The following is a 12178-nucleotide window of genomic DNA, read 5'->3' as shown; positions in this document are numbered from 1 at the left end:
ACGCCAGCGGACATGGCCGGACTGTCGTCCTCCGGGCTGAGATTCGGTCACAATTCAACGGCGCGGTACGGGCGGCGATAAACTGTCGGAGGACGCCGGGCCGCCCCGCTGCCTGGCTTCCGAAAATCCCATTGATCCGATGAAGGTATGCGCCATGAGTACGCCCACTACCGAAGTGCACAACGCGACGCAGCCGCAGGGCCTGCAGGCCGGCGGTGCGGTAACCAAACAACTCATCGTGCAGAAGTTCGGCGGGTCCTCCGTGGCGGACGCTGACGGCATTAAGCGCGTTGCCGCCAGGGTGGTAAACGCCCAGCAGGCCGGCAACGAGGTTGTTGTGGTGGTCTCCGCCATGGGCGACACCACCGACGAACTCCTGGAGCTCGCCGCCCAGGTCACCGACTCCGCCCCCGCCCGCGAGATGGACATGCTGCTCTCCGCCGGCGAACGTATCTCCATGGCCCTGCTGGCCATGGCCATCAACAAGCTCGGTGCGTCGGCACAATCCTTTACGGGGTCGCAGGCCGGCATGATCACCGATGGCATCCACGGCAAGGCCCGCATCATCGATGTGGACCCGCACCGCATCCGCACCGCGCTGGACAAGGAAAATATTGCCATCGTGGCCGGCTTCCAGGGCATGAGCCGGAGCACCAACGAAATCACCACCCTGGGCCGCGGCGGTTCGGACACCACAGCGGTGGCCCTGGCTGCGGCACTGGAAGCTGACGTCTGCGAGATCTACACGGATGTGGACGGCATCTACACGGCCGATCCCCGGGTGGTACCGTCCGCCCAGAAGATCGACACCATTTCCAGCGAGGAGATGCTGGAGCTTGCGGCGTCCGGCGCCAAGATCCTGCACCTCCGGTGCGTCGAGTACGCCCGCCGGTTCGGCGTGCCGCTGCACGTCCGTTCCTCATTCAGCCAGCACGAAGGCACCTGGGTCATTCCCAGCGCCGAAGACAAGATCACCACTCAAGAGGGAGTTGCCTTGGAGCAGCCAATCATCTCCGGCGTTGCGCACGACCGCTCGGAAGCCAAGGTCACCGTTGTGGGCGTTCCGGATATTCCGGGCAAGGCCGCCGCTATTTTCCAGGTCATTGCCGATGCCCATTCCAACATCGACATGATCGTCCAGAACGTGTCCACCCACGGGACCGGCAAGACCGACATCTCCTTCACGCTGCCCATCGTTGAGGGCGCCGATGCCCTTGCCGCCCTGCACGCCGCGCAGGACAAGATCGGCTTCGAAACCATCGAATACAACGAGAAGATCGGCAAGCTCTCCCTGATCGGCGCCGGCATGCGGTCCCACCCGGGTGTCTCGGCCACCTTCTTCAAGGCGTTGTCCGACGCCGGCATCAACATCAACATGATCTCCACCTCGGAAATCCGGATCTCCGTGGTCACCCATGCAGACCTGCTGGATGAGGCTGTCCGCGTGATCCACAATGCTTTCGAGCTGGACAGCGACAACGAAGCCACCGTTTACGGCGGCACCGGCCGCTGACCTTCGCAGGCAAGCAAGAGCCGGGCCGTCTTCCATTCGTTTATGGAAAGGCGGCCCGGCTCCTTTATGTTGTGCGGCCTGGGAGCTGTGTACCGGAATGGTTCAGCTTTCCCGTTCCAGGTCTTCGCGCCGGACGGCGTAGTGGTGGCCTGTTGAGTCGGTTTCCACCACGAAGTGCGAAAGGTCCTCTTCCGAGGCCTGCTCGAAATCGTCGTGCCTGTGGATCACCGGAGTATCGGCATCAAGCCGGGTCGCTGGACCGAAGAAGAAGCGGAGCCGGTCCGTCATGCTCATGAATCCGCTGAGTACGTGTGCCACTGTTTCCCACCCCCTTCCCCGATGCGAGGAAATGAGCCGTTGGCTCCACCCGGGAGCCGGTGCCCCTCATTTTACGCCGGAGAAGGGCAAAAAGCTCCGGAATATGGAGCCTCAACCCCCGGCGTGAAGCGGCTGCGGATCCGCTGGCGGGCGGGCCGCTTACCTGTCAGCGCAGGGACTTGTCGCCCGGATCCTTCGGCACCACGTAGGTACTCCCGTCCGGCCGGGTGATGGTTTCCCACTGCTGGCTTTCAGCCTCGCGCTGAGCGAGCAGGCGGCGGTTTTCCTCGGTCATGGCGTGGCCGAGGGCGGAACGGTTGGCCGGCCCGAAGACTGCCCGCAACTTGCCGGTGGCCCGCATGAACCGCTGGGAAGCATTGCCCCTGTCTTCAGTATTGCGCCTGGCCATGATCTTTCCTTCCATCTGACATTCTGCCTAACAAAAGTGTACGCTAATTATTAGTGCACTAACAGTTGGAGGATTGATGACCACCGCAGCAGCCCCGGACGCCCGCGAAGACGACCTGCTCCTGGAGCACCAGTTGTGCTTCGCCCTGACCGTGGCTTCCCGCAGCGTCGTGGGCGCCTACAAGCCCGTCCTCGAAAGACTGAACCTGACCCACCCGCAGTACCTCGTCATGCTCGCCCTCTGGGAAGCCAGTCCCCGCACCGTCAGGAACATCAGCGAAGCCCTGGCCCAGGAACCGGCCACTATTTCGCCGCTGTTGCGCCGTCTTGAAGCGGCCGGATTCATCACCCGGCAACGGGCAGACGGGAACGAACGTGCCCTTTCGGTGGAACTCACGCCGAAGGGCGCCGCCCTCCGGCAGGAGGCGCTCAAGGTTCCCGGCACCATGATGGACAGGCTGGGACTCACCCGCGGGCAGGTCACCGAACTGCACGCCAGCATGATGGCGCTCATCGCCGCCACGTCCGGCAGCGGGGAGCCGTAGGCAACACAGCACGCACGCCTCCAGCGCACCAGCCCGGATCAGCGCAAGCAGCGTCACCCACCGGGTAAAGGCGGCACAACCCGGGGAAGCTAGAATCGAGGCATGAATGAGGCGTCGGACCATGCGTAACCTGCGGCTTCACATCGCGGCCCTTGCCGTCACTGCAGGGCTGCTCTCCGCCTGCACCGGCGGCCCGGACGGCGCCAATCCACCGCCTTCATCCACTTCCCCGGCACAGTCGCCAACCTCCTCCGCCACGTCTTCGGCAACCGTGCCTCCGTCAACAGCCACCCCGTCCCCTGACACCGAAACCTCAGTTCCGGCCCCGCCGCCCGCTTCCCCGTCCGCACTGCCGGCCGGGCCCGGCAAGGGCAATGCCGAACTTGCCATCACTGTCATTCCGGCAGAAGGCCAGGCCGCACTGAACTACACGCTGGTGTGCGAAGCCGGAGTGCCGGCAGTCGAAAGCAGCCACCCGACGGCTGACGCAGCCTGCGCCGCCCTCAAACGGAACGCGGCCCTGCTGAACCCGGCGCCCCGCACGGCCCAGGCCTGCACCCAGCAATATGGCGGACCGGAAAAGGCGACCGTGAGCGGCGTGGTTGACGGAACCGCCGTCGAGGCATCCTTTGCCCGCACGGACGGTTGCGAGATCAGCGCCTGGGACGCCGCGAAAGACATCCTGGGAGGCGCCGGTGGAGCAACTTAAGCTCCTGGCGGCGAACGAGTGGCGTGCGAGGGAAGAGGCCCACCAGCTGCGCGTCGGCCGCTACGCCGATCCCTACTTGGAGCGGAGGTCCGCCGGACGGAAACACCCGGTGGAGGACTTCCTCTTCACCTACTACACGCAAAAACCGGGCCAGCTTCGCCGCTGGCACCCGGGCGCCGCAACCGTCCTGGCGGGCAGTGCGGGCGAGGCCCGGCGCGGCTGGAAGCACTACCGGGTGCTCGACGACGGCGAATTGGCTGCGCTCGGCCTGCCTGCGGGAAGCACGGCGGTCACCTTCGACCGGGCCGCCTTCCTGGCGGACCGTGCGGACGCGGTGGCATTTGCTGGGATCATCCTGCGCGGAACGGCGGCCAGGCCTGCCCAGTTCGGCTGCTTCGGCCTGCACGAATGGGCCATGGTGTACCGCCAGGACAAGTTCGACCTTCGCCACGAATACCTGAAGCTGCGCCTGGGCTCCGAGGGAACCGACCAGGTGGTGGAGGATAACCGCATCCGTTGCACGCATTTTGATGCGTTCCGTTTCTATACCCCTGATGCATTGCCGCTCAATGAGCACCTTCCCACTCGGGACTCCCAACGGCACATGGAACAGCCCGGCTGCCTGCACGCCAACATGGACCTCTACAAATGGGCCTACAAGCTGCTTCCGGCACTTCCGAGCGAGCTGGTCATGGACTGCTTCGAGCTTTCGTGGCGGATCCGTGCCATGGATATGCAGGCCTCCCCTTACGACCTCGCCGGCTGGGGCTACCCGCCCATCCGGATCGAGACCGCCGATGGTAAGGCCGACTATGTTGCCCGGCAGCGAAGCTTTGCCCAGGAAGCGGCAACACTTCGGGGCCGGCTGGCAGCGGCTTTGGCGGAGGCCACAGGCCGGGCCACCAGGCCCGGGGAAGGAGAAGTCCATGGAGAACAAGGCGCAGCCTGATCCCGGATCCGTTCACCTGGTCATCAACCTCAGTGAAACCCCGGACGGCCCGCACCATGAGTTCACCCTGCAGGCCAGCAACGGCAAGGCGTCCCCCGCCTCGACAGTACCGGACCCGCAGGCGGCCCTTGACGCCGTCCTAAAACATGGACCGGCGATCTTCTTTCCGGAGCCCGGGCCGCCGCGCCTGTGTACCCAGCAGTATGGCGGGCCCCAGCAGGCCGTCGTCACGGGGACGTTCCACGGCAAGCGCGTTCACACCACGCTGACCCTGACTGATGGCTGCGAAATTTCCCGGTGGCGGGCCCTTGCTCCGCTGCTGGGCGGAACTGCCGGAGCGGCCGGCACCACCTAGCCGGACAGCTTCCCGACCCGAAACGAGGATGGCCGGCGGATCGCAGTCGTTCCGCCGGCCATCAGTTATCCGGTTGTCCAGGCTCCGGGCCTCTTGAGAGGCTGCGGCCTAGATTCCCAGGTTGGAGCTTCCCGATTCGTCCTGGAACTCCTTCTTCTTCTTTTCCTTCTTGACCTTGTCCTTCTTGTCCTTCTTGCCCGGGTCCGTCTGCTCGTCATCCGGGACCACGGCACCGGCGCCCGGTGTCACTACCACCGAAACAAAAGTGGGGGTGGCACCGCCGGAGTAGTTGACCCGCCCGATGTAGGAACCCGGCTGGAGGTTCTGCCACGACAACGTCACGTCACCGGCAGTGCCGTTTGCCAGCCGAAGCGGGTTGGGGCTCACCGAAGCGTTGCCCACGTTGGCACCCAGGACCGCAGCATCCAACGACGCCTTGGTGGGTTGTCCGTTGGGGCTTGCGTAGAGGTTGGCGAACATTGTGTACACGCCGGCCTTGGGATTGGCGACGGACACCGATTCGCTGGCGGACACCGTCTGCGAGGCGAGTTGCTTGCCGTCCGGGGTGAACACCAGGAGATCGAAGTCAGCGTTCTCGTCCGAGGAGAAGACGGAGAACTTGGCCAGCGGCGAGCCTGCCGCCACCGTCACCTGCTTCATGGCGTTGGAAGTGTTGTTCGCCAGGGCCAACGGCCCCGGGACCAGTTCCACGGCCGTCGAATCCGCCTTGGACAGGCCGTCCACCGTCATGCTGACCGGCGCGTTGGTGCCGGACACCACGGGAATCTTCCCCTGGCCGGTGCCGCCCACTGAGCTGAACGCGGCATTCGCCGGTGCCACCACGGACTGCGGACGGACCGCTACCGGAGAAGCGACGTTCTTGCCGGCACCCTGCCAGACCAGGCTGCCCATGGCGAACTGGCCCGTGGGGGCGGAGGCGTTTTCAAACTTGACCTTGAACGTCCGCTTCTCACCCACCGCGCTGAAGTTCAGGATCGAGGGGGTCACCGTGACTTTGACGCCCGGCACATTCACCTGGGCGCGGTACAGGCCGGGGGTCAGCGCCGTCACCGTGCGGGTCACCTCGGTCCTGCCGGTCAGCGCACCGAGTGCAAACGAGGCCACGTTCACGTCACGCGGCGCCGTGGTTCCCAGATCCGGGATGCCCAGGTCCAGCCCGGTTCCCTGGATGAACTTCAGGTAGTCGGTCTCGTTGGCGTCGTACACCAGGCCCGGGTCCAGGACCTTGGCAACGGACACCTGGCCGGCGCCGGTGGCGAAGACGTCCGTGTTACGGCTGCCGTCCGCGTTCTTGACGTCCGTAGCGGTGGTCATCATGGCGGACTTGACCGTTGCCGGCGACCAGGTGGGGTTCTTGCCCAGCACCAGCGCTCCGAAGCCTGCCACGTGCGGGGCGGCCATTGACGTTCCGGACATCATGCCGAACTGGGCGCCGGCTTCACCGATGGGTGAAACGCCGGCCAGCACGGCGACGCCGGGAGCAGCGACGTCCGGCTTCAGCAGGTCGGAATCCGTAGCCAGCAGCGGGCCGCGTGAGGAGAATCCTGCGATCTGCGGCTGAGGCTCCTGCGGCAGGCCGGTGGTGTCCTTGTTCACCAGCGCGGCCTTGATGGCGGGGTTGGCCGCCAGCTTGTCCTTGATCTGCTGCGTTGCCGGCGGATTCACATGGACAGTGGGAACGGCGTGCTGGTCCACGTCCTCGGAGGACGGAGTGACGTTGACGAGGATCATGCCGACGCCGCCGGTGCGCTTGACCTCGGCGCTCTTGGCCACGCGGTCAACCACTCCCCGGTCACAGACAACGATCTTGCCGGCCACCTTGGCGGGGTCCAGCGTGTTCGGTCCGCAGAGTTCGGGGCTGGCGGCTCCTGCTGCGGCAGCCGATGCGGCGAGGACCAGCGGGCTGGCCGGGACGTTGTTGGCCATGAGGCTGGCGCCGCGGTACTTGCTGCCGTCCTCGAATTCAACAGTTCCCTGCAGTTCGGTGGAGAAGGACGATGCAGCGACAGTGGTGAGCCAGGGTGCGCCGTGGTTCACGGTACTGGCCGTGGGGCCGCTGTTGCCCGCGGATGCAGAAACGAAGACTCCGGCTGAGGCGGCGGAAAGGAAGGCCAGGGCAACCGGGTCCGTAGTGGTGGAGGTGCTGCCCGAAATGGAGTAGTTCAGGACATCCACGCCGTCCAGGATCGCCTGGTTGATGGCGGCCACCGATGCGGAGCTGTAGCAGCCGCCGGTGTTGGGGTCGGTGTCTTCCCAGCAGACCTTATAGATGGAGAGCTTGGCCGCCGGAGCGATGCCGCCGGTGATGCCCATGTCACGCCCGCCCAGGTTGGCCCGGACGTTCGCGTTTCCGGCGGCGGTGCTGGCGGTGTGGGTGCCGTGGCTTCCGACGTCAACGGGTGAGAGAACTTCTTCGGGGGCACGGTTGGCCTCCGGGACGTACTTCTTGAAATCATCGGCGAAGTAGCGGGCGCTGAGAACCTTGGAGTTGCAGGCGCTGCCGTCGAAGGCTGCACCGGTACCCTCACCCTTCTGGCATTCGCCCTCGAACGTGTCGCCGTCGGACTTCAGCATGGCGATCTTGCCGTCTGCCGTCCGGTAGGGCACGCCAACCTCAGGGTTTCCGGCCAGCGGCTTGACGTCGGTTCCGGCGAAGAAAGGGCTGGAAGGGGTGTAGCCGGAGTCGATGACTCCCACCACAACACCCTTGCCGGCGTTCTCAGTTCCACCGAAGGATGTGTTCCAGATGCCTTGCGGGCCGGAGAGCTGGAGGAAATCGGTGGTGGAGTAGTCCGGCGCGTTCTCCGTATCCGGCGCCACCATGAGGACCTTCGGGTCCTTGGCCAGCTTCAGCGCCTGGTCGGCGGAGAGGTCAGCAGCAAAACCATTGATGGCGGCGGTGAAGTTGCGCTTGATCTGGACACTTTCGTCCTTGGCAATCTCGCGCTGCTGGGTTTCGAGGTGCTGCTGGTAGCGCTGCACCTCCGGCCGTCCGGCGTCGAGCTTCTTTCCGCTTTCCGGCTTCGTGGCGCTCAGGTCGCCGGTGCCGCCTGCATAGGTGGCTGCGGGCTTTTCCGCCAGCACCACGATGTACCTGCCGGCCTGGTAGTCCTTGGGGTCAAGGTCTTTCTGCTGGACCGACGGAACCTGCCCCGTGGCGGGGGCTGCCGTGGCCGGCGCGGCTGCCACTGAACCAAGAAGCAGCGGAATCCCGACGGAGAACGCAGCTGCCCTCCGGAACCCGCCGCCCCTTGCAGGGCTCTTTCCTGTTAATTTCACGTGCACCCTTTCACGACGAACCGGCCTGTCAGGATTAGAGGGCCGGAAACGACCGGCTTGGTACAGGGAATTACAGGTTTTGTAATTCGATAAGACCAGCCGGTTCACAGAGTACAGACTGATAGCCCAATATGACATAGGGCACAAACGGCGAATTTTCGCCAGTCAAAACAACGCTGGCGGAGACACAGACGGGCATCCCGGGAAGCCCTGCCCAAGCGAGGCGGGGCGCAAGAATACCCGGCAGGACACTACTGCCGGGGGGTCCGGACCACTTCGCTGATCCATTGCCGGGTCTTCTCGTCCACCGGACCGGCCGTGCGGTTTTCCCGGGCACGGCGGTCGGCTTTGATCTTCTGGAAGACCATCCGGCCCAGGCCGGCAAATACGGCTGCGGCCATCACTGGCAAAAGGACGGACTTCGAATTCTCTGCCATCCCGTCATCCTAGTGAAGGGTCCCTTTCAACTCCATAGGGGGATTGGCCACAAGCGCCGGATTCTTCTTCGGTGTGCCCGGCCGTGACGTGGATCTACCGAATACAGGGTGGGGCCGCCGGGCCGGTAGAATGATAGGGCAAGCTCGCGGAGCGCCCGTCCACAAAGTCTGGAACACTGCCTTACAGTGTGCCCCCAACACCGGTACGGCGTGAGACGGCATCACTCCGCTGCGCCCTTACCCAAGCTCACGCACAGGAGTTGCCGGATGCCCCGGATCGTTGTTGACGTCATGCCCAAGCCCGAGATTCTTGACCCCCAGGGAAAGGCGATTGTCGGCGCTCTTCCCCGCCTCGGCTTCACCAGCTTCAGCTCTGTCCGCCAGGGCAAGCGCTTCGAACTGACCGTGGACGGCGAGGTGACGGAGGAGATCCTGGCCCAGGCCCGCGACGCCGCTGAAACCCTCCTGTCCAACCCCGTGATCGAGGACGTCGTCAACGTCGAGGTCGTCGAGGCCTGACATGACTGAACTTCCCCTGATCGGCGAGGCCATCGCCGTCGCGGCGGAGCCGCGCCTCGCCGGCGCCCGGATTGGCGTCGTTACCTTCCCCGGAACCCTTGATGACCGGGACGCTGCCCGCGCAGTGCGCCTGGCCGGCGGCACCGCCGTCGAGCTCTGGCACGGCGACACCGAACTCGGTGACGTGGACGCCGTCGTCATACCCGGCGGTTTCTCCTACGGTGACTACCTCCGCGCCGGCGCCATTGCCCGCTTCGCGCCGCTGATGTCCAAGATCATCGACGCCGCCAACAGTGACGCCAAGCTGCCCGTCCTGGGCATCTGCAACGGCTTCCAGATCCTCACGGAATCGCACCTGCTGCCGGGATCGATGATCAAGAACGATCACCTGAAGTTCCTGTGCCGCGACCAGATCCTGCGCGTGGAGAACAGCAACACAGCCTGGACCCTGGACTACGAGGCGGGCCAGGAAATCACCATCCCGCTGAAGAACCAGGATGGCCAGTACATCGCTGACGACAAGACCCTGGACGCCCTTGAGGCTGAGGGCCGCGTCGTCTTCCGTTACGTGGGCTCCAACCCGAACGGTTCGCGGCGCGACATCGCCGGCATCTCCAACGCGGCCGGCAACGTGGTGGGCCTCATGCCGCACCCCGAGCACGCCGTGGAACAGGGCTTCGGCCCCGAACCTGCATTTTCCCGTGAGACGGGTATCGGCGGGTCCGATACCGACGGACTGGGCTTCTTCACCTCCGTTTTGACCAAGATTGTGGGAGGCGACAAGTGACCACCGAAACCACCAAGAAGTTCAACATCGACACGGTGGAGAACGCCGGCAAGACTCCGAAGACGGACCTGCCGTGGGCCGAGCTGGGCCTGAAGCGCAACGAGTTCGACGAGATCGTCAAGGTCCTGGGCCGCCGCCCCACCGGCGCCGAACTGGCCATGTACTCCGTCATGTGGAGCGAGCACTGCTCCTACAAATCCTCCAAGAACCACCTGCGCCAGTTCGGCGAAAAGGTCACCGAGGAAATGAAGAAGGACATGCTGGTGGGCATCGGCGAAAACGCCGGCGTCACCAACCTGGGGGACGGCTGGGCCGTGACCTTCAAAATCGAATCGCACAACTCGCCGTCGTTCGTTGAGCCCTACCAGGGTGCGGCCACCGGCATCGGCGGGATCGTCCGCGACATCATCTCGATGGGTGCACGCCCCGTGGCCGTCATGGACCCGCTGCGTTTCGGCGCCATCGACCACCCTGATACGGCGCGCGTCATGCACGGCGCCGTGGCGGGCATCGGCGGCTACGGCAACTCGCTGGGCCTGCCCAACATCGGCGGCGAGATGGTGTTCGACTCCGTCTACCAGGGCAACCCGCTGGTCAACGCCCTGGCTGTCGGCGTCATGCGCCATGAGGACATCCGCCTCGCCAACGCCTCGGGCAAGGGCAACAAGGTGGTCCTGTTCGGTGCCCGCACCGGCGGTGACGGCATCGGCGGCGCGTCCGTGCTGGCCTCCGAATCCTTTGATGACACCAAGCCGTCCAAGCGTCCGGCCGTCCAGGTGGGCGACCCGTTCGCCGAGAAGGTCCTCATCGAGTGCTGCCTGGAGCTGTTCAAGGGCTCCCTGGTGGAGGGCATCCAGGACCTCGGCGCGGCTGGTATCTCCTGCGCCACGTCCGAGCTCGCGTCCAATGGCGACGGCGGCATGCAGGTTGAGCTGACCTCCGTGCTGCTGCGTGACCCCACGCTGACCCCGGGCGAGATCCTGATGTCCGAATCGCAGGAGCGCATGATGGCCGTCGTGACGCCGGAGAACGTGGAAGCGTTCGAAGCCGTCATGGACAAGTGGGCCGTGGAGTACTCCTGGCTGGGCGAGGTCACCGACACCGGCCGCCTCATCATCACCTGGGAAGGCGACGTGATTGTCGACGTCGACCCCCGCACCGTAGCCCACGACGGTCCGGTCTACGACCGTCCGTTTGCCCGCCCCGAGTGGCAGGATTCCGTCCAGGCGGACACCTTCACCGGCTCTGTTCAGGATGCCGGCCGCCCGGCCGCCCCTGCCGAGCTGGCCAAGGCCGTAACGGAACTCGTGGCATCGCCGAACATGTGCTCGAAGTCCTGGATCACCAACCAGTACGACCGGTACGTGGGCGGCAACACCTCCATGGCGTTCCCGGACGACGCCGGCGTGGTCCGCGTTGATGAGGAAACCGGCCTGGGCGTGGCCCTCGCCACCGACGCCAACGGCCGCTACACGTACCTCGATCCCTACCACGGTGCACAGCTGGCCCTGGCCGAGGCGTACCGGAACGTTGCCACCGCAGGTGCCATCCCCATGGCCGTCAGCGACTGCCTGAACTTCGGTTCCCCCGAGGACCCGGATGTCATGTGGCAGCTCGCCGAAGCCATCCGCGGCCTGTCTGATGCCTGCCAGGTACTCGGCATCCCCGTCACCGGCGGCAACGTGTCGCTGTACAACCAGACAGGCACCACGCCCATCCACCCCTCCCCCGTGGTGGCGGTCCTGGGCAAGCTCGACGACGTTGCCCGCCGCACGCCGTCGGGCTGGCGCGAGGACGGCCAGGCGATCTACCTGCTGGGCACCACCACTGCCGAGCTGGACGGTTCAGAATGGGCCAACATGCGTGGCCACCTGGGCGGCCAGCCGCCGAAGGTGGACCTTGAGACCGAGCGCGCACTGGGCGAGATCCTGATCAACGCCTCCCGCGACGGCATGATCGACGCCGCACACGACCTCTCCGAGGGTGGCCTGGCTGCCGTACTGGTGGAGTCCTCGCTGCGCTACGGTGTCGGTGCGCGGATTGCGCTGCAGGACGTCATGGACCGCGACGGCGTGGACCTGTTCACGGCGCTGTTCTCCGAATCCCAGGGACGCGCCGTCGTGGGCGTTCCCCGCTCGGAGGAAGTGCGCTTCACGGACATGTGCACCGCCCGCGGTTTCGCGCACACCCGCATCGGCGTGGTGGACGCAGCCAGTGGTGCCCTGGAGATCAACGGCGTGGACAGCCTGTCCCTCGACGCACTCCGCGAAGCCCACGAAGGGACCCTGCCGAAGTACTTCGGCTGATACCTTCCTCCTCCCCCATCGATTGCTCCGTA

The 12178-nt window shown here is 65.3% G+C and carries 12 protein-coding genes; 8 read left to right on the top strand and 4 right to left on the bottom strand.

Annotated elements, in window-relative coordinates; translation table 11 throughout:
- The first annotated feature begins 154 nt into the window (after positions 1-154).
- Entirely contained in the window at positions 155-1513 is a 1359-nt protein-coding gene (locus tag ACHL_RS03440) for an aspartate kinase (protein ID WP_015935911.1), read from the top strand.
- Between the two features lie 102 nt (positions 1514-1615).
- Here the strand turns inward: ACHL_RS03440 and ACHL_RS03435 are convergent, their stop codons facing one another.
- Positions 1616-1831 carry a hypothetical protein gene (locus ACHL_RS03435; protein WP_015935910.1) on the bottom strand — a complete coding sequence of 72 codons (216 nt, stop codon included), beginning with the start codon at positions 1829-1831 and terminating at the stop codon, positions 1616-1618.
- Positions 1832-1997: 166 nt separating this feature from the next.
- A complete protein-coding gene (locus tag ACHL_RS03430; RefSeq protein WP_015935909.1) occupies positions 1998-2240 on the bottom strand; it encodes a hypothetical protein in 243 nt (80 codons plus the stop codon).
- A gap of 76 nt (positions 2241-2316) precedes the next feature.
- Between ACHL_RS03430 and ACHL_RS03425 the strand changes: the two genes are divergently transcribed.
- From ACHL_RS03425 to ACHL_RS03410, 4 genes are all read left to right on the top strand, one after another.
- Positions 2317-2784 (top strand): MarR family winged helix-turn-helix transcriptional regulator, encoded by a 468-nt coding sequence (locus ACHL_RS03425; RefSeq protein WP_015935908.1) that lies wholly within the window; start codon positions 2317-2319, stop codon positions 2782-2784.
- A 121-nt stretch (positions 2785-2905) separates the two neighbouring features.
- On the top strand, positions 2906-3493 hold the full coding sequence (locus ACHL_RS03420) for an SSI family serine proteinase inhibitor (RefSeq protein WP_015935907.1): 588 nt from the start codon (positions 2906-2908) through the stop codon (positions 3491-3493).
- Positions 3480-4442, top strand: a complete 963-nt coding sequence (locus ACHL_RS03415; RefSeq protein WP_015935906.1) for a hypothetical protein — start codon at positions 3480-3482, stop codon at positions 4440-4442. The genes ACHL_RS03420 and ACHL_RS03415 overlap by 14 nt, the downstream gene beginning before the upstream one ends.
- On the top strand, positions 4420-4797 hold the full coding sequence (locus ACHL_RS03410) for a hypothetical protein (protein WP_015935905.1): 378 nt from the start codon (positions 4420-4422) through the stop codon (positions 4795-4797). The genes ACHL_RS03415 and ACHL_RS03410 overlap by 23 nt, the downstream gene beginning before the upstream one ends.
- Before the next feature lie 108 nt (positions 4798-4905).
- Here ACHL_RS03410 and ACHL_RS03405 read toward each other — a convergent pair whose 3' ends face one another.
- Together ACHL_RS03405 and ACHL_RS03400 are read right to left on the bottom strand one after the other, a co-directional pair.
- Positions 4906-8235, bottom strand: a complete 3330-nt coding sequence (locus ACHL_RS03405) for a S8 family serine peptidase (protein WP_015935904.1) — start codon at positions 8233-8235, stop codon at positions 4906-4908.
- 113 nt (positions 8236-8348) lie between these two features.
- Positions 8349-8534, bottom strand: a complete 186-nt coding sequence (locus ACHL_RS03400) for a hypothetical protein (RefSeq protein WP_015935903.1) — start codon at positions 8532-8534, stop codon at positions 8349-8351.
- Positions 8535-8801: 267 nt separating this feature from the next.
- Here ACHL_RS03400 and purS point away from each other — a divergent pair, with 267 nt between their 5' ends.
- Genes purS through purL form a run of 3 tightly spaced genes read left to right on the top strand, consistent with a single transcriptional unit; the run spans position 8802 to position 12146 of the window.
- Positions 8802-9053, top strand: coding sequence for a phosphoribosylformylglycinamidine synthase subunit PurS (purS, locus tag ACHL_RS03395; protein WP_015935902.1), 252 nt, complete (start codon positions 8802-8804; stop codon positions 9051-9053).
- 1 nt (position 9054) lies between these two features.
- Positions 9055-9840 (top strand): phosphoribosylformylglycinamidine synthase subunit PurQ, encoded by a 786-nt coding sequence (gene purQ / locus ACHL_RS03390; protein WP_015935901.1) that lies wholly within the window; start codon positions 9055-9057, stop codon positions 9838-9840.
- Positions 9837-12146, top strand: a complete 2310-nt coding sequence (purL, locus tag ACHL_RS03385) for a phosphoribosylformylglycinamidine synthase subunit PurL (RefSeq protein WP_015935900.1) — start codon at positions 9837-9839, stop codon at positions 12144-12146. The genes purQ and purL overlap by 4 nt, the downstream gene beginning before the upstream one ends.
- Positions 12147-12178: the final 32 nt, after the last annotated feature.

It is taken from the genome of Pseudarthrobacter chlorophenolicus A6 (assembly GCF_000022025.1).
In the GTDB taxonomy this organism is placed as follows: Bacteria; Actinomycetota; Actinomycetes; order Actinomycetales; family Micrococcaceae; genus Arthrobacter; species Arthrobacter chlorophenolicus.
Note: the sequence above shows the minus strand (reverse complement) of the source record. Positions and strands in the feature narration are given on the sequence as shown.

What these genes read in the sequence shown, in the direction of transcription:
- ACHL_RS03440 (WP_015935911.1), top strand. Translation starts at nt 155, where the DNA reads ATGAGTACGCCCACTACCGAAGTGCACAACGCGACGCAGCCGCAGGGC.
- ACHL_RS03430 (WP_015935909.1), bottom strand. Translation starts at nt 2,240, where the DNA reads ATGGCCAGGCGCAATACTGAAGACAGGGGCAATGCTTCCCAGCGGTTC.
- ACHL_RS03425 (WP_015935908.1), top strand. Translation starts at nt 2,317, where the DNA reads ATGACCACCGCAGCAGCCCCGGACGCCCGCGAAGACGACCTGCTCCTG.
- ACHL_RS03420 (WP_015935907.1), top strand. Translation starts at nt 2,906, where the DNA reads ATGCGTAACCTGCGGCTTCACATCGCGGCCCTTGCCGTCACTGCAGGG.
- ACHL_RS03410 (WP_015935905.1), top strand. Translation starts at nt 4,420, where the DNA reads ATGGAGAACAAGGCGCAGCCTGATCCCGGATCCGTTCACCTGGTCATC.
- ACHL_RS03405 (WP_015935904.1), bottom strand. Translation starts at nt 8,235, where the DNA reads ATGTCATATTGGGCTATCAGTCTGTACTCTGTGAACCGGCTGGTCTTA.
- ACHL_RS03400 (WP_015935903.1), bottom strand. Translation starts at nt 8,534, where the DNA reads ATGGCAGAGAATTCGAAGTCCGTCCTTTTGCCAGTGATGGCCGCAGCC.
- purS (WP_015935902.1), top strand. Translation starts at nt 8,802, where the DNA reads ATGCCCCGGATCGTTGTTGACGTCATGCCCAAGCCCGAGATTCTTGAC.
- purQ (WP_015935901.1), top strand. Translation starts at nt 9,055, where the DNA reads ATGACTGAACTTCCCCTGATCGGCGAGGCCATCGCCGTCGCGGCGGAG.